The organism is Defluviimonas aquaemixtae (assembly GCF_900302475.1).
Classification (GTDB): domain Bacteria; phylum Pseudomonadota; class Alphaproteobacteria; order Rhodobacterales; family Rhodobacteraceae; genus Albidovulum; species Albidovulum aquaemixtae.
The window spans coordinates 1,368,488-1,383,766 of sequence record NZ_OMOQ01000001.1 but is presented as its reverse complement, the minus strand read 5'-3'; the positions used below and the strand labels follow the sequence as shown (position 1 = coordinate 1,383,766).

General features: G+C 64.8%; 15 protein-coding genes. 9 read left to right on the top strand and 6 right to left on the bottom strand.

Annotation, left to right across the window (positions count from 1 at the left end):
• Window position 1: 1 nt before the first annotated feature.
• The 3 genes from DEA8626_RS06820 to DEA8626_RS06810 form a co-directional block, all read right to left on the bottom strand.
• On the bottom strand, window positions 2-829 hold the full coding sequence (locus tag DEA8626_RS06820) for an ABC transporter ATP-binding protein (protein WP_108852257.1): 828 nt from the start codon (window positions 827-829) through the stop codon (window positions 2-4).
• Window positions 826-1,614 carry an ABC transporter ATP-binding protein gene (locus DEA8626_RS06815; protein ID WP_108852256.1) on the bottom strand — a complete coding sequence of 263 codons (789 nt, stop codon included), beginning with the start codon at window positions 1,612-1,614 and terminating at the stop codon, window positions 826-828. Before DEA8626_RS06815 ends, DEA8626_RS06820 begins: the two co-directional genes overlap by 4 nt.
• A 112-nt stretch (window positions 1,615-1,726) precedes the next feature.
• Complete coding sequence (locus DEA8626_RS06810) at window positions 1,727-2,911, bottom strand: ABC transporter substrate-binding protein (protein ID WP_108852255.1); 1,185 nt, start codon at window positions 2,909-2,911, stop codon at window positions 1,727-1,729.
• Window positions 2,912-3,077: 166 nt separating this feature from the next.
• Between DEA8626_RS06810 and DEA8626_RS06805 the strand changes: the two genes are divergently transcribed.
• Window positions 3,078-4,166, top strand: a complete 1,089-nt coding sequence (locus DEA8626_RS06805; RefSeq protein WP_108852254.1) for a PQQ-dependent sugar dehydrogenase — start codon at window positions 3,078-3,080, stop codon at window positions 4,164-4,166.
• A 15-nt stretch (window positions 4,167-4,181) separates the two neighbouring features.
• Here DEA8626_RS06805 and DEA8626_RS06800 read toward each other — a convergent pair whose 3' ends face one another.
• Window positions 4,182-5,207, bottom strand: a complete 1,026-nt coding sequence (locus DEA8626_RS06800; protein ID WP_108852253.1) for a GlxA family transcriptional regulator — start codon at window positions 5,205-5,207, stop codon at window positions 4,182-4,184.
• Window positions 5,208-5,365: 158 nt separating this feature from the next.
• Here DEA8626_RS06800 and DEA8626_RS06795 point away from each other — a divergent pair, with 158 nt between their 5' ends.
• The gene (locus DEA8626_RS06795) at window positions 5,366-6,736 is read left to right on the top strand and encodes a class II 3-deoxy-7-phosphoheptulonate synthase (RefSeq protein WP_108852252.1); all 1,371 of its coding nucleotides are present in this window, start codon (window positions 5,366-5,368) and stop codon (window positions 6,734-6,736) included.
• A 68-nt stretch (window positions 6,737-6,804) separates the two neighbouring features.
• On the opposite strand, the gene DEA8626_RS06790 is transcribed toward DEA8626_RS06795, so the two are convergent.
• A complete protein-coding gene (locus DEA8626_RS06790; protein ID WP_108852251.1) occupies window positions 6,805-7,488 on the bottom strand; it encodes a PAS domain-containing protein in 684 nt (227 codons plus the stop codon).
• A 141-nt stretch (window positions 7,489-7,629) separates the two neighbouring features.
• Between DEA8626_RS06790 and DEA8626_RS06785 the strand changes: the two genes are divergently transcribed.
• From DEA8626_RS06785 to DEA8626_RS06775, 3 genes are read left to right on the top strand one after another with little or no spacing between them, the layout of a single operon-like run.
• Window positions 7,630-8,532 carry a YicC/YloC family endoribonuclease gene (locus DEA8626_RS06785; RefSeq protein ID WP_245890784.1) on the top strand — a complete coding sequence of 301 codons (903 nt, stop codon included), beginning with the start codon at window positions 7,630-7,632 and terminating at the stop codon, window positions 8,530-8,532.
• A gap of 2 nt (window positions 8,533-8,534) precedes the next feature.
• Window positions 8,535-9,167: a guanylate kinase gene (gmk, locus tag DEA8626_RS06780; RefSeq protein WP_108852250.1), complete on the top strand. Its 633-nt coding sequence runs from the start codon at window positions 8,535-8,537 to the stop codon at window positions 9,165-9,167.
• Window positions 9,164-9,682, top strand: coding sequence for a gamma carbonic anhydrase family protein (locus DEA8626_RS06775; RefSeq protein WP_108852249.1), 519 nt, complete (start codon window positions 9,164-9,166; stop codon window positions 9,680-9,682). Before gmk ends, DEA8626_RS06775 begins: the two co-directional genes overlap by 4 nt.
• Window positions 9,683-9,692: 10 nt before the next feature.
• Here the strand turns inward: DEA8626_RS06775 and DEA8626_RS06770 are convergent, their stop codons facing one another.
• On the bottom strand, window positions 9,693-10,088 hold the full coding sequence (locus tag DEA8626_RS06770) for a hypothetical protein (protein ID WP_108852248.1): 396 nt from the start codon (window positions 10,086-10,088) through the stop codon (window positions 9,693-9,695).
• 229 nt (window positions 10,089-10,317) lie between these two features.
• Here DEA8626_RS06770 and DEA8626_RS06765 point away from each other — a divergent pair, with 229 nt between their 5' ends.
• The 4 genes from DEA8626_RS06765 (at window position 10,318) to pstA (ending at window position 15,267) form a co-directional block, all read left to right on the top strand.
• The gene (locus DEA8626_RS06765) at window positions 10,318-11,337 is read left to right on the top strand and encodes an ATP-binding protein (protein ID WP_108852247.1); all 1,020 of its coding nucleotides are present in this window, start codon (window positions 10,318-10,320) and stop codon (window positions 11,335-11,337) included.
• A gap of 136 nt (window positions 11,338-11,473) precedes the next feature.
• On the top strand, window positions 11,474-12,511 hold the full coding sequence (locus DEA8626_RS06760) for a substrate-binding domain-containing protein (RefSeq protein ID WP_108852246.1): 1,038 nt from the start codon (window positions 11,474-11,476) through the stop codon (window positions 12,509-12,511).
• A gap of 69 nt (window positions 12,512-12,580) precedes the next feature.
• Window positions 12,581-13,957, top strand: a complete 1,377-nt coding sequence (gene pstC / locus DEA8626_RS06755) for a phosphate ABC transporter permease subunit PstC (protein WP_108852245.1) — start codon at window positions 12,581-12,583, stop codon at window positions 13,955-13,957.
• 8 nt (window positions 13,958-13,965) lie between these two features.
• Window positions 13,966-15,267, top strand: coding sequence for a phosphate ABC transporter permease PstA (gene pstA, locus DEA8626_RS06750; RefSeq protein ID WP_108852244.1), 1,302 nt, complete (start codon window positions 13,966-13,968; stop codon window positions 15,265-15,267).
• Window positions 15,268-15,279: the final 12 nt, after the last annotated feature.

The following is a 15,279-nucleotide window of genomic DNA, read 5'->3' as shown; positions in this document are numbered from 1 at the left end:
CTCAGCCTCCCAGGAACGAGCGCCGGACTTCCGGGTCGGCCAGAAGCGCCTCTCCGGTGTCCGTGTAGCGGTTGGCGCCCTGAACGAGGACGTAACCCATATCGGCGATCGCCAGCGCCTGACGGGCATTCTGCTCGACCATGAGGATCGAGATGCCGGTCCGCGCGACCTCGATGATGCGGTCGAATAGCTCGTCCATGACGATGGGCGAGACCCCCGCCGTGGGTTCGTCCAGCATCAGGAGCTTCGGCTTGGTCATGAGCGCGCGGCCGACCGCGACCTGTTGGCGCTGTCCGCCCGACAGCTCGCCCGCTGCCTGACGACGCTTTTCCTTCAGGATCGGAAAGAGGTCGAAGACCTGCTCCATCGTGCGCCTGAAGTCGTCGCGCCGGATGAAGGCGCCCATCTCGAGATTTTCCTCGACGCTCATCGAGGGAAAGACGTTGTTGACCTGCGGCACGAAGCCCATGCCTTTCGCCACCCGATCCTGCGGCGAGAGGTCCGTGATGTCCTCGCCGTCGAGTCTCACCTTGCCCTTGCGCAGATTCAGCATGCCGAAGACCGCCTTCATCGCGGTCGACTTGCCCGCGCCGTTCGGGCCGACGATGACCGCGATCTGGCCCTTCTCGACGGTCAGCGTGCAGTCGAGCAGGATATCGGCTGCGCCGTAGCCGCCAGTCATGTTCTCTGCGGCGAGGAATGGGCCGCCGGGGGCGGGGCGGGAAACTCCGCGCGTCTTCGGAAGTTCCAGTTCGCCGCCGCCGGCCTTCGTGATCGAGCGGTCCTTGTTGCCGCGGTCGTCCTTGTAGGGGTTAGGTGACCTGGTCATGCCCCGGCCTCCGCCTTGATCTTGTTTTTGAGACCGCGCCCCAGATAGGCCTCGATAACCGCCTCGTTCTCCATGATGTGTTCGGCCGGCCCCTCGGCCAGAACCTTGCCCTCGGCCATCACGATGACGGGGTCGCAGAGCTTGCCGATGAAATCCATGTCGTGTTCGATCACGCAGAACGTGTAGCCGCGTTCCTTGTTAAGCCGGATGATCGCGTCGCCGATCGTGTTCAGGAGCGTTCGGTTCACGCCCGCGCCGACTTCGTCGAGAAAGACGACCTTGGCGTCGACCATCATCGTGCGGCCAAGCTCCAGAAGCTTTTTCTGCCCGCCAGAGAGGTTTCCGGCGCGTTCGTCGGCAAGATGTGAAATCGTCAGAAAGTCAAGAACTTCGTCGGCTTTCCTCGCAAGCTCCAGCTCCTCGTTGCGGATTCTGCCGCGATGGAACCACGCATTCCAAAGAGTTTCGCCCGACTGGCGCGCCGGCACCATCATAAGGTTTTCGCGCACAGTCATCGACGAGAATTCATGCGCGATCTGGAAGGTGCGCAATAGACCCTTATGAAAGAGGTCATGCGGCGGCAGGCCGGTGATGTCCTCGCCGTCCATCAGGACGCGACCGGAGGTCGGCTGATAGACGCCCGCGATGACGTTGAAGAGGGTCGACTTACCCGCGCCGTTAGGCCCGATCAACCCGGTGATCGACCCCGTGGCGATTTTCATGGATGCGCCGTCGACGGCCCGGAACCCGCCGAAATGCTTGTGCAGATCCTCGACCGTGATCATGCATCCCCCCAAAGCTTCGATTTCGACACGAAGAGAAGAGTATCGTAGAAGCGTTTGTATTTATACGAAAAGGCAGCCCGGATTGCCGGGCTGCCCCTCACATTTTCGCGGATCAGTGGAACTTGACCGTTTCGTACTTGCCGTCCACGAACTCGATCTCGCGGTAGTTGCCGGCCGATTCACCCGGTCCGATCAGTTCCACCGCCGAGGCGCCGACATAGTCGATGTCCTCGCCGGCCGCGAGCAGTTCGAGACCCTTGGCAAGTTCGCCCGGATAGATCTCGGTGCCCGGTGCGTTGGCGACATCCATGACCTTGCCCGCGAGATCGCCAGAGGCGGAGGAGCCGGCCGCCTGCATTGCCAGCATGATCAGCGCAGCTGCGTCATAGCTTTCGGGCGCGAAGGCTCCGGTGCCGTCGAAGCCCGCCGCCGTGGCCAGTTCCTGGAACTTCGCCGCGCCAGGGCTGTCGGTGCCCGGAAGCGCGCCGTAAGAGCCGTTGATCTCGGCGCCAAAGTTTTCATTCAGCTTCTCGCCGACCATCCCGTCGGGGAAGTAGAAGGTCGAGAACGCCCCGGTGTCGAGCGCGTTCCGGACGATCCCCGAACCGCCCTGGTCGATATAGCCCGCGACAACGAGAACGTCGCCGCCGGCCGAGGCGAGCGAGCCGACTTCGGCCGAGTAGTCCGCCTTGCCGTCTTCATGTGCGGCGGAGATGGTCACCGTGCCCCCCGCTTCCTCGAAGTTCCGCTGGATCGATTCTGCAAGGCCCTTGCCGTAGTCGTTGTTGGTGTAGGTCAGCGCGATCGAAGTGATGCCGCGCTCTTTCAGGATGTCGCGGACGATTTCGCCCTGACGCGCATCCGACGGGGCGGTGCGGAAGAAGAGCCCGTTGTCTTCGGCGGTCGAGAGCGCCGGCGACGTCGCCGAAGGCGAGACCATCACGATGCCGTTGGGCACAGCGACGTTGGCGAGGATCGCGCCGGTAACGCCCGAACAGTCCGCGCCCATGATGGCGTTGACCTGGTCGGTGGTCACGAGGCGTTCGGCCGCTGCGGTCGCGGCGGCGGCGTCGACACAAGTGGAATCGCCGCGCACGGAGGTCACGGTCGATCCGTCCAGCAGCTTGCCGGAGTCGGTGACTTCCTGCATCGCCAGTTCGGCGCCCTGGCCCATCGCGGGGGTGATCGATTCAAGTGGGCCAGTGAAGCCGAGAATTACGCCGATCTTGATGTCTTCGGCACCGGCAGCGCCGGCCATGAGTGCGACGGCCGCAGTGGCGGTTAGTAGTCTTTTCATAATGCTACTCCCTGATTGGAACGTTGTCCTGAGCGCAAACTAGAGCGGCTCTGATGAAAAGGAAAGCGCTGGCTTCATAGGCGAATTGTCCCTATGTGCCGGTACTGTGACTGGACCCCGCGCCGGGCGGCCCTATGCTGAATGCATTGTTTTGAAGGGCGGAACCATGCGGATTCCCGGCGCATTTCTCATACTGCTTTGCTATCTCGCCGGCCCCGGCGCATCCGAGACTCTCCAGACCAGTGCGGGCACGGTCCGAATCGACCCGGTTGCCAGCGGCCTTACAGAGCCGTGGTCTCTGGCCTTTCTGCCCGATGGCGGATACCTCGTGACCGAAAGGGCCGGCCGGCTCTGGCGGTTCGGAAAGGCCGGTGGGGTCGAAGAGGTGTCGGGCCTGCCCGAGGTGCGGACGGGCGGGCAGGCGGGGCTTTTCGACGTTCTCGTGCCGCGCGACTTTGCCGAGACCGGGGAGGTTCTCTTGAGTTTCGCGCGCACGCAGCGGTTGGGAACCGGGACAGCTCTCGCCTCGGGGCGGCTCGACGGCGCGCGCCTCAGCGACGTCAAGGTGATCTGGGAAATGCCCGGGGGATCGTCCGGGGGTCGTCATTTCGGCGGACGCCTGGCCGAAGCGCCAGACGGGTCGATCTTTCTCACGCTCGGCGAGCGTGGAGCCTTCGATCCTGCTCAGGACCTCGATCTCCTGCATGGCAAGATCGTGCGGCTGACGCGGGACGGGACCGCCGCGCCCGGCAACCCCTTTCCCGACCGCGCGGGCGGCGAGATCTGGAGCTACGGCCATCGCAATCCGCAAGGCCTGGCGTTCGACGCGGAGGGTCAACTCTGGGCGTCCGAACACGGCGCGCGGGGCGGCGACGAGGTGAACCTGATCCGCGCAGGCGCGAATTACGGCTGGCCGATCATCGCCTATGGCCGCCACTACAACGGGAGTAAGATCGGTGTCGGCACCGAGGCGCCCGACATGGAGCAGCCCGTCCACTACTGGGACCCGTCGATCGCGCCCTCGGGCCACATGGTCTATTCGGGCAAACTGTGGCCTGACTGGACGGGCGATCATTTCGTGGGCAGCCTGAAATTCGACTACATCGCGCGGCTCGACCCCGAGGACGGCTGGGCCGAGGAGGAGGTGCGCTCGGGCGAAACGGGCCGCGTCCGCGACGTCCGCGAGGCGCCGGACGGCTCCATCTGGTTCCTGTCAGTGGATCGCGGCGCGCTTTTCCGTATCCGGCCGGAGTAGCGCCGCCTTGGCGGCTCAGATCGAAAGGCGCGGCGCCTGGATCGCGGCGGCGCCGTGGCTACCGCGCTCACGGTAGGGCGTTGTCTTGTAGTGCGCCCGGTAGCATTTGGAGAAATGCGACGGGCTCGCGAAGCCGCAGGCGAGCGCCACGTTGATTACGCTCATATCGGTCTGCATGAGGAGATTGCGCGCCTTCTGGAGCCTGAGCTCCATGTAGTAGCGCTTGGGGCTGCGGTTCAGATACCGGCGAAACAGCCGTTCGAGCTGGCGCGTTGACATGCCGACATCGGCGGCGAGGTCGGCCGGGCTGATCGGATCCTCGATGTTCTGCTCCATCATCTGGATGACCTGGGACAGTTTCGGATGGCGCACACCGATCCGGGTCGGAATCGACAGCCGCTGCGTATCCTGGTCGGTGCGGATGGAGGAATAGATGAGCTGGTCGGCCACGGTATTGGCGATGTCCTCGCCGTGGTCCTGGGCGATGATCTTCAGCATCATGTCGATCGAGGCCGTGCCGCCTGCGGTCGACATGCGGTTTCCGTCGACCACGAAGACGGATTTCGTGAGCTTCACGTCCTCGAATTCCTCGAGGAAGCTGTCCTGGTTCTCCCAGTGGATGGTCGCGCGCTTGCCGTCGAGAAGGCCGGCCTTGGCGACGGTGTAGGCCCCGGTGCAGAGCCCGCCGATCGCGACTCCGCGCCGCGCCTCGCGCCTGAGCCAGTTGAGGATCGGCCGCGTGGTTGCGGCCTGAACGTCGATACCGCCACAAACGAACACTGTATCCTCGCGCTCGATCTCGGCGAGACCGATGTCCAGCCTGAACGACGCGCCGTTCGAACAGGTCACTTCCGCCCCGTTCTCGCCCGCAAGTACCCAGCTATAGGCGGGGCGTCCGATCACCCGGTTCGCGATGCGCAAGGGTTCGATCGCGCCTGCGAAGGACAGCATGGTGAACTTGTCGAGAAGAAGAAAGACGAAGCGCCGCTGACGATGCGCACCGCCGGCTTCCTTTGTGCGAGTGCCAGGTGCGATGACCATTTCGCGACCCAATCCTGTCGTTTAGCGTCCAGATTAGCGAGAGAAGCACTTTTTTGCGAGCAGCCGCAAGCGAGATTTCAGGGCAATTCGGTTTGCAACACGCCGCTGTCGTGGCCTATAAGCCGCCTGTTGTCGCGAAGGCCTTCAGGAGAGAACAGATGACAATGGGCTGGACCAAATCAGACTGGCGCGCGAAGCCCCGGGTGCAAATGCCCGACTATCCCGACCCGGCTGTCCTGCGGTCGGTAGAAGCGCAGCTAGCGAAAATGCCGCCTCTCGTGTTCGCGGGCGAGGCGCGCAAGCTCAAGCGTGCGCTCGGCGAAGTGGCCGAAGGGCGCGCGTTCCTTCTACAGGGGGGCGACTGCGCCGAAAGCTTCTCGGAGTTCTCCGCCGACAACATTCGCGACACGTTCAAGGTGCTGTTGCAGATGGCGATCGTGCTGACCTGGGGCGCGAAACTGCCGGTCGTCAAGATCGGCCGCGTGGCCGGGCAGTTCGCCAAGCCGCGCTCGGCCCCGACCGAGGCGGTGGGCGGAGTGGAGCTTCCGTCCTATCGCGGCGACATCATCAACGGGTTCGACTTCACATCCGAGTCCCGGGTGCCTGATCCGACGCGGATGCTGCAGGCCTACACGCAGGCCGCAGCCTCGCTGAACCTGCTCCGTGCGTTCTCGACCGGCGGCTTCGCCGACATGCATCGGGTGCAGAGCTGGATCGCCGGCTTCACGGGCGAGGCGGACGCCAAGCGTTACCGCGAGATCGCCGGCCGCATCCAGGACGCCATGGAGTTCATGACAGCGGCCGGGGTCACGTCGGACAAGGTTCATGCAATGGCGGCGGTGGACTTCTACACCAGCCACGAGGCGCTGCTCCTCGAATACGAAGAGGCGCTCTGCCGCATCGATTCGACGAGCGGATTGCCGGTTGCGGGGTCGGGCCACATGATCTGGATCGGCGACCGGACGCGGCAGCCAAACGGCGCGCATGTGGATTTCGCGCGCGGCGTTCAGAACCCGATCGGGCTGAAATGCGGACCTTCCTTGACCACCGACGACCTGAAGGTGCTTCTCGAACGGCTCAACCCGGAGAACGAGGCCGGCCGGGTGACGCTGATCGCGCGGTTCGGGGCGGGCAAGGTCGGCGACCATCTGCCACGCCTGATCCGCGCGGTAGAGGAAGAGGGCGCCAAGGTGGTCTGGTCCTGCGACCCGATGCACGGCAACACGATCAAGTCGGCCTCCGGCTACAAGACCCGGCCATTCGACAGCGTCCTGCGCGAGGTGAAGGAGTTCTTCGCGGTCCACAAGGCGGAAGGCACGATCCCGGGCGGCGTCCATTTCGAGATGACGGGCCAGGATGTGACCGAATGCACCGGGGGCGTGCGCGCGGTGACGGACGAGGATCTGTCGGACCGCTACCACACGGCGTGCGATCCGCGACTCAACGCGTCGCAGTCGCTGGAACTGGCCTTCCTTGTCGCCGAAGAACTTCTGGACCGGCGCGCCATGCAAAAGGCGGCAGGCATGTAGCCTGCCGCCGTCACTCATTACCTGCACTAACGGAAACGACGCGAGGACGGGGGAGAGGCACTTGCGGCCTAGCTGTCAGACTTGACCAGTCTGAGATGTCCGCGGCTGCGGATCGCGGGCGGCTGCGCAAGCGCGAACTCGGCCGGAGATTCGGCGAAACCATTCGGCATCGGGGTACGCGGCGCGCGCGCCGGGCCAGGCACAACCGCAGAGATCGGCCTAACCGTGGCAGACACGACGTCGAAGCGGCGCGGCGTACGGCCGATCGGCCCTTCGGCCGTCAGGCAACCGAGTGCTCGGGTCATGTCGCCGAGGTCGCTGCGCAGCGGCAGGATAAGAAGCCGCGCCTCGAGCGCGGGCCGGCCGAGGCCGGGTTCCGCCCTGAGCGATAGCTCCGCCGTATTGGGACCCGAAAACACCGCCTCGAGCGCCGCCGAAGCCTCGGCGCGCGCCTCGGGGGTGAAGAACGCAGTCACGGGCATGCCACGCACTTCCATGCCCATCAGGTCGGTCAGGTGCATCCCGGCCAAGCGGAACCGCGCCACCTGCGGTGCGATCCGTTCCAGTACGAAGGCGTATTCCAGCGCTCGTTCGATCCCGCGCGGATCGACTTCGGACCGGAAAGGGGCCGCGCGCCCATCACGAAGTGCCTCCCAATAGGCCCTGACGTCGGAAATGCACTGAAATCTCATGGTCTTGTGGTTTCCCGTCAGCGGGACCACCTTGCCCCGGTTCTCGATGAATACGTTCATGTCACACTCACTGCCGCGCCCGCATTCTTCGGTCCGCTCGCGTTGTCGCGGCAGTCAGGTTTTGTTAACCCTAGGACCGGAATGCTTACCCAAGTGTTAATATACGCGGTCTCGCGCCGGACGGGGGGACAAAAGTCTTAAATGGTAAACGCTGCACTGGTCTCGATGACGGGATTCGCGGCCCGTCGCGGGCAGGGGGCGGGCTATGCCTGGGCGTGGGAGATTCGCTCGGTCAACGGCAAGGGACTTGACCTGCGCCTCAGGCTGCCCGACTGGATCGAGGGACTTGAGCCCGCTGCGCGCACCGCCGTCGCCAAGGTCGCGGCGCGGGGCAACGTCACCCTGAGCCTGAAGCTTCAGCGCGAAGAAGGGGCCGACGCACTACGCGTGAACCCCGCGGGGCTCGATGCCGCGCTTTCGGCGTTGCTGCTGGTAAAGGCACGGGCACATGCGCAGGGGCTGGCTGTAACCGATCCGGGAATGGCCGACATCCTCGGCCTGCGCGGCGTCACGGATCTGGGCGGCGAGACGGAGGATTCGAAGCCGCTTCTCGACGCGATTCTGGCGGATCTCGACCCGCTCCTGGCCGACTTCGCCGGAATGCGGGTGGCGGAGGGCAGCGCGCTCGCCAGCGTCATCGCGGGTCAGATCGACCGCATCGCCGCGCTGACCGAGGAGGCGCGCGCCGCCGCCGACGCCCGCCGGCCAGAGATGGAGGCGACGCTGAACGCCAACCTGACCCGTGTCCTCGCCGGGACGGCGGATGCGGACCCCCAGCGGGTCGCGCAGGAACTCGCGCTCATCATCGTCAAGGCGGACGTGAGCGAAGAGATCGACCGGCTTGCCGCCCATGTCGGCGCGGCGCGGGCGCTTCTGGCCGAGCCCGGCGCGGTCGGGCGCAAGTTTGACTTCCTCATGCAGGAATTCATGCGCGAGGCGAACACGCTCTGCTCCAAGTCCGGCAACGCGGCGCTGACCCGCATCGGGCTTGACCTCAAGACCGTGATCGACCAGATGCGCGAGCAGGTTCAGAACGTGGAATGACGATGAAGCGCAAGGGGTTGCTGATCATTCTGTCCTCGCCTTCGGGGGCGGGCAAGTCGACGCTGGCGCAGCGACTGATGGCCTGGGACAAGACAATGCGCTTTTCGATCTCGGCCACCACCCGTCCGCCACGGCCGGGTGAGGAGGAAGGGCGCGAGTACTACTTCCGGAGCCGTGAGGAATTCGAGGCGATGGTCACGAACGGCGAGATGCTCGAACATGCCGAGGTCTTCGGCAATCTGTACGGCAGTCCGCGCGGACCGGTCGAGGCCGCGATGGCCGAGGGCCGCGACACGATATTCGACATCGACTGGCAGGGCGGTCAGCAAATCAAGCAAGCGATGAGACAGGACGTCGTGTCGATCTTCATCCTGCCGCCGTCGATCGCCGAATTGGAGCGGCGGCTGAGGTCTCGCGGCCAGGACAGCGACGCGGTTATCGACGGCCGGATGGCCAAATCGGAAGCGGAGATCAGCCACTGGGCGGAATATGATTATGTCCTGATCAACGACGACATCGACCGCGCCGAGGCGGATCTGAAGACAATCCTCGCCGCCGAGCGGATGCGGCGCGACCGCCAGCCGGGCCTGTCGGATTTCGTGCGCGGCCTCAACAGGGAGTTTCAGTCGCGATGATTTACGAACTCGATGGAGTCGCGCCGCAGATCGGCGCGGAGTGCTGGGTGGCGCCGGACGCCAACCTGATCGGCAAGGTGGTGCTGGAGGACGGCGCGAGTGTCTGGTTCGGCTGCACGCTCAGGGGCGACAACGAAGAGATCCGCGTCGGGCGCGGCGCGAACCTGCAGGAGAACGTCGTCTGCCACACCGACCCGGGGTTTCCGTTGACGATCGGGCCCGACTGCACCGTCGGCCACAAGGCCATGCTGCATGGCTGCACGATCGGCGAGGGCGCGCTGATCGGCATGGGCGCGACGGTTCTGAACGGCGCGAAGATTGGCAGGGGCTGTCTGATCGGGGCAGGGGCGCTCATTACAGAGGGCAAGGAGATTCCGGACAGCAGCCTTGTGGTCGGTTCGCCCGGCAAGGTGGTGCGCATGCTGGACGAAGAGGCGCGGGCTGCACTACTTGAAACGGCCGCGCGCTACCGGAAGAACGCAGCGCGCTACACCAAAGGTCTTCGCGCGATCTGAGGCCCGGCAATCAGTCCGGCGTCTGCTCGTCGAGCACAATGAGCGAAAACACGACCCCCTCGCAGTGGCTCGTCACCTCGCGGCGCACGGCGTCGGGATCGGGCAGCGGCGGCGTGACCGCGTGGAGCGCGCCGCGATAGCCCATTTCGGACAGCCGGTCGGCAAGATCGAGAATGTCGAATCCCTGCCCGAGAAGCGGCGCAAGGACGATGTCGGGCATCACCTGCGCCAGAAGCTGGACGTCGAGGGCTGGAAACTGCGCAATGACAAAGGACGCGCCGGTCGTTTCGCGCACCCGCTCAAGAAGTGCGGGCGCGATGCCGAGCGACAGGATGCGCAGGGTGTTCGGCGCCCGGTCATCGCCGGCGCCCTCGGGCTCGGTCTCGTCGGCGTGGGGTTGCGACATTGGTCGGTTCGCTAATGTGAATTGTCAATGCGTCCTCTCGTGCCGGGCCTGCCGACCGATACAACAACGCATGCAGATCGTTTTCCGCCGTGCAATGTAACCTTCAGGGCCGCGTCGCAAAGGGAGAGGAGCGACAGATTTACATTCGCGAGCGACTGAAGCAGGGTCGCGCGCGATCGGAACGGGCGCGAAGTGCATCCGTGACGGCGGGAGATGCGATGTGACGCGGATGGCGGATGTTCTCGCGGCGGTACCGATGGCGTTGATCTTCGTCGGCCGCGACCAGCGAGTCATTGCAGCCAATGCCGGCGCACGGGCGCTGTTCGGCGACGCGCTCGAAGGTCGGTACTGCAACGCGATCCTGCGCCATCCCGATTTCCTGGAAACGCTCGAATCGAGCATCCGCGACGGTCAGGTCGGGTCCGTCCGGATCAGCCTGTCCGGGGCGGCTTCCGAGACGCATCTGGCCGTCACCGTGACGCCGATGATAGACGAGGGCGGCGCGATGGTGGCTTTCGACGATCAGACCGCGTTCAAACGGGCGGGGGCGATGCGGCGCGACTTCGTGGCCAATGTCAGCCACGAGCTGCGCACGCCACTGACCGCGCTCATCGGGTTCATCGAGACGCTGAGAGGGGCCGCACGGGACGACCGGGCGGCGCGCGAGCGGTTCCTCACGATCATGGAGCGCGAGAGCGGGCGGATGATCCGGCTCGTGAACGATCTTCTTTCGCTAAGTCGGGTCGAGGCCGAAGAACGTCGCCGACCGGCGACCGAGGTCGATGTCCTCGGCCTCTTGCGCGGGGCCATGAACACCCATCGCGACGCCGCCGAGGCGGCGGGCGTGGCGTTGCGGCTGGACGCGGGCCCCGATCCGATGCGCCTGAAGGCCGACCCCGACCAGATCACGCAGGTCTTTCACAACCTCATCGAGAACGGCCTGAAATACGGCGGCGCGGGCGGGGAGCTGGTGCTGCGCGTCACGCGGCTTGAACGCGAGCCCGTTCTTCGCGGACCGGCGGTGCAGATCGAGGTCATCGACAAAGGCGAGGGAATCGATCCCCTCCACCTGCCGCGACTGACCGAGCGATTCTACAGGGTCGATACGCATCGGTCGCGCGAGAAAGGTGGGACGGGTTTGGGCCTGGCGATCGTAAAGCACATAGTGAACCGCCATCGCGGCCGGTTCCGTATCGAAAGCGAACTGGGAAAAGGCAGCAACTTCATCGTCATTCTGCCGGACTCCTGACTCGAGGTCATGCGGGCGCGGCGCGTGTGTCATAAATTCGTTACGCAACTGTCACAAAAGAATTGCTGCGCAGGCCTAGTGGATCGACCGGGGTCGCCACTGGGGTGACCGCTACCAAGAAGTGCAGGAGAGTATCATGAAATCCGCGAAGTTCACCGTCTCGGCCCTTGCGCTGGCCGCTGCTGCGACCGCTGCCGATGCCCGCGACGAAATCCGCATCGTAGGCTCGTCCACGGTGTTCCCCTACACGCAGGCCGTTGCGGAGCAGTTTGCCAACAATACCGGCTCGCCCTCTCCGATCGTCGAATCGACCGGCACCGGCGGCGGCATGAAAATTTTCTGCGGCGGCGTGGGCGAGGCCCATCCCGACATCACCGGCGCGTCGCGCGCCATGAAACTCTCCGAATACGAGCTTTGCCAGGCAAACGGCGTGACCGACATCTCCGAGGCGCTGATCGGCTTTGACGGCCTGTCGATCGCCGTCTCGCGCGCCAACGAAAACGATTGGGATCTGAGCCTCCAGGACATCTATCTGGCGCTCGCCGCTCGGGTGCCGGTCGACGGCGAATGGGCCGACAACCCTTACAAGACCTGGGACGAGATCAACCCGGACCTGCCGGCGGTCGAGATCCTCGCCTACGGCCCGCCGCCGACGTCGGGCACCCGTGACGCCTTCGTCGAACTGGCCATGCATGCCGGTTGCGAAGAGCTCGACTACGTCAAGAGCGGTGGCTTCGACGGCGACTGGGTCGAGGAAAACTGCTCGCGCATGCGCCAGGACGGCCAGTTCGTCGAGGCCGGCGAGAACGACAACCTGATCGTCCAGCGGCTCGAAGCCGACCCGAACGCGATGGGCATCTTCGGATACTCGTTCCTCTTCGAGAACCTCGACAAGCTGAAGCCGGTCATGATCGATGGCGTCGAACCGAACAGCGACACGATCGCCGACAAGTCCTACCCGGTGTCGCGCCCGCTCTACTTCTACGTCAAGAACGCGCATCGCGGCGTGATCCCAAATCTCGACGAGTTCATCGAAGAGTACATGTCGGACGAAGCGCTTAAAGCCGACGGCTACCTCTCGGAGCGCGGTCTCGTCGCGCTGTCCGACGAACGCCGGATCGAGCTTCAGGACTCGGTGCTGAACGCTGACGCGATGGCCGTGCCGACGAACTGATTGGCCAAGGCTAACAAAACCTGCCCGAGCCCGTAACAGGCTCGGGCGCAACAGAAAATGAGTGCTGCCATGACGACCCTGGCCTTCGCGACGCTGCTTGCCGCAAGCCTCATCGGCTATGCGCTCAACCGACAGGCCGCGAGCTCGATCCGCAGTGGCGGTGCGCGGCTCCATTCGCTTTCAGGCTATCACGGGCTCTACTCGCTTCTGAGCATCGGCGTGCCCGTTCTCGTCCTGATCCTCGTCTGGCTTGCGCTTCAGGGGCCGGCGATCGACCGGCTGACGATGGCGTCGCTGCCCGCCGGCACGCTCGACGGTCTCGACGGCGGAGCCACCCAGCTTATCCTCGCTGAGATCAGGTCGATCGCGCAGGGCCGCGTCTTCGGAACGCCCGAGGAGTGGAAGTTGGCGGCCGCCGAAGCGCACGCGGGCAGGCATCTCATCGCGGGCTGGCTCTTGCTCGGCTGCGTCGCCGCACTTGCGCTCGGCCTGATGGTGTTCGCCCGCCTCCGCGTTTCGGCGAGCTTCCGCGCCCGCCAGGGCGTGGAGCGCATCATCTCGGGGCTGATGATCTTCTGCTCCGTCGTCGCAATATTCACGACGGTCGGAATCGTCGCCGCACTTCTGTTCGAGACCGCGCGGTTCTTGGACAAGGTGTCGATCTGGGAATTCCTCTTCGGCCTCAACTGGGAGCCGCAGATCCCGATCCGCGAAGGCCAGGTGGCCGCGGAGGGGGCTTTCGGCTGGGTGCCGGTGATGCTCGGCACGCTGGTGATCACGGCCGTGGCTCTGTTTCTCGCGGTGCCGGTCGGTCTCTTGTCGGCGATCTACCTCAATGAATTCGCGCCCCAGCGCCTGCGGGCGGTGGCCAAGCCCATGCTCGAGATCCTCGCGGGCGTGCCAACGGTCGTGTACGGGTTCTTCGCGATCCTCGTCGTGGCGCCCGCGATGCGCAGCTTCGGCGCCTCGCTAGGCATTCCGGTGGCGCCCAACACCGCGCTCGCGGCCGGCAGCGTGATGGGCGTCATGCTCATTCCGTTCATCTCGTCCTTCGCCGACGACGCGCTGTCGGCGGTACCGCGCGCGCTTCGCGACGGGGCGCTCGCGCTCGGCGCGACGCGGGCTGAGACAATGCTGAACGTCCTCTTCCCGGCGGCGATTCCGGGGATCGTGGGCGGTATCTTGCTCGCGGTGAGCCGGGCGATCGGCGAGACGATGATCGTTGTGATGGCCGCGGGGCTCATCGCGAAGCTCACCATTAACCCCCTGGAAAGCGTTACCACCGTGACGGTCCAGATCGTGACGCTTCTGATCGGCGACACGTCGTTCGACAATCCCAAGACACTCGCGGCATTCGCGCTTGGGATGATGCTGTTCCTCGTCACCCTCATCATCAACATCTTCGCGCTGCGCATCGTGCGCAAATACCGCGAAGCCTACGACTAGGCCGGCCCATGACCGAGACCACTCCAGAAAACTTCGAGCGCCCGCCTCACAATACGACGGAGGCGATACGCGCGGGCCTCGGGCGCCGACACCGCAAGCAGGCGGTACTTCAGGGCCTTGGCCTCGGCGCGATTCTCTTCGCCTTCCTGATGCTCTTCATCCTGATCGCGTCACTCGTATCGACCGGCTACCAGGCGTTCATGCAAACGCATGTGACGCTGGACGTCTTCATCGACCCTGAGGAGGTCAAGGCCGAACGCCTGCCGCGCGGCGGCTTCGACGACGTCATCGAGGCGTCGCTCTTGCAGTTGCTGCCGGGGGTCGATCCCGACAACCGTGCCGCAACGAAGAAAGTCGCCGGCATCCTGTCCAACGGGGCACAGTTCGAGCTGAGGGACATGGTGGTCGCAGACCCTGACCTGATCGGGCAAACCGTGAAAGTCACGGTGCCGGTCTCGGACCCCTACGATCAGCTCAACAAGGGGTTGATCGACCGCGAGACCCCCGAGGTGAACCGCCGGCTCAAGGACGACGAGATCGCCTATTTCGACATGCTGAAGGACCAGGGTGTCGTGTCGAAGCCGCTCAATACCGGGCTCATCACGAACGCCGACAGCCGGTTTCCCGAGCTTGCCGGCCTGAAGGGCGCGCTGATCGGCTCGTTCTGGGCGCTCCTCGTCTGTTTCCTCATCTCGTTCCCGCTCGGCATCGGGGCAGCGATCTATCTCGAGGAGTTCGCGCCGAAGAACCGTTTCAGCGACTTCGTGGAGGTCAATATCAACAACCTGGCGGCGGTCCCGTCGGTGGTGTTCGGCCTCTTGGCTCTCGCGGTCTTCATCGGCTGGTTCGGCCTTCCCCGCTCCGCGCCGATCGTCGGCGGCATGACTCTCGCGCTCATGACGATGCCCACGATCATCATCGCCACGCGCGCCGCGCTGAAAGCCGTGCCGCCCTCGATCCGGGAAGCGGCGCTCGGTATCGGCGCGTCCAAGCAGCAGGTCGTGTTCGGCCATGTGCTGCCGCTCGCCATGCCGGGCATCCTGACGGGCACGATCATCGGGCTTGCTCAAGCGCTCGGCGAAACGGCGCCGCTACTGCTGATCGGGATGAACGCTTTCATCACTTCGGCACCGGCTTCGCCGTTCGACAGCGCGACAGCGCTACCTACTCAGATCTTCATCTGGGCCGACAGCCCCGAGCGGGGCTTCGTCAGCCGGACCTCAGCAGCGATCCTTGTCCTTTTGGGCTTCCTCATCACGATGAACGCAATCGCGATATACTTGCGCAACAGGTTCGAGCGGAAATGGTAGTCCCTGAAAGGA

What these genes read in the sequence shown, in the direction of transcription:
- DEA8626_RS06820 (WP_108852257.1), bottom strand. Translation starts at nt 829, where the DNA reads ATGACCAGGTCACCTAACCCCTACAAGGACGACCGCGGCAACAAGGAC.
- DEA8626_RS06800 (WP_108852253.1), bottom strand. Translation starts at nt 5,207, where the DNA reads ATGGTCATCGCACCTGGCACTCGCACAAAGGAAGCCGGCGGTGCGCAT.
- DEA8626_RS06775 (WP_108852249.1), top strand. Translation starts at nt 9,164, where the DNA reads ATGATTTACGAACTCGATGGAGTCGCGCCGCAGATCGGCGCGGAGTGC.
- DEA8626_RS06765 (WP_108852247.1), top strand. Translation starts at nt 10,318, where the DNA reads ATGGCGGATGTTCTCGCGGCGGTACCGATGGCGTTGATCTTCGTCGGC.
- gmk (WP_108852250.1), top strand. Translation starts at nt 8,535, where the DNA reads ATGAAGCGCAAGGGGTTGCTGATCATTCTGTCCTCGCCTTCGGGGGCG.
- pstC (WP_108852245.1), top strand. Translation starts at nt 12,581, where the DNA reads ATGACGACCCTGGCCTTCGCGACGCTGCTTGCCGCAAGCCTCATCGGC.
- DEA8626_RS06760 (WP_108852246.1), top strand. Translation starts at nt 11,474, where the DNA reads ATGAAATCCGCGAAGTTCACCGTCTCGGCCCTTGCGCTGGCCGCTGCT.
- pstA (WP_108852244.1), top strand. Translation starts at nt 13,966, where the DNA reads ATGACCGAGACCACTCCAGAAAACTTCGAGCGCCCGCCTCACAATACG.
- DEA8626_RS06790 (WP_108852251.1), bottom strand. Translation starts at nt 7,488, where the DNA reads ATGAACGTATTCATCGAGAACCGGGGCAAGGTGGTCCCGCTGACGGGA.
- DEA8626_RS06815 (WP_108852256.1), bottom strand. Translation starts at nt 1,614, where the DNA reads ATGATCACGGTCGAGGATCTGCACAAGCATTTCGGCGGGTTCCGGGCC.
- DEA8626_RS06810 (WP_108852255.1), bottom strand. Translation starts at nt 2,911, where the DNA reads ATGAAAAGACTACTAACCGCCACTGCGGCCGTCGCACTCATGGCCGGC.
- DEA8626_RS06785 (WP_245890784.1), top strand. Translation starts at nt 7,630, where the DNA reads ATGGTAAACGCTGCACTGGTCTCGATGACGGGATTCGCGGCCCGTCGC.
- DEA8626_RS06805 (WP_108852254.1), top strand. Translation starts at nt 3,078, where the DNA reads ATGCGGATTCCCGGCGCATTTCTCATACTGCTTTGCTATCTCGCCGGC.
- DEA8626_RS06795 (WP_108852252.1), top strand. Translation starts at nt 5,366, where the DNA reads ATGACAATGGGCTGGACCAAATCAGACTGGCGCGCGAAGCCCCGGGTG.
- DEA8626_RS06770 (WP_108852248.1), bottom strand. Translation starts at nt 10,088, where the DNA reads ATGTCGCAACCCCACGCCGACGAGACCGAGCCCGAGGGCGCCGGCGAT.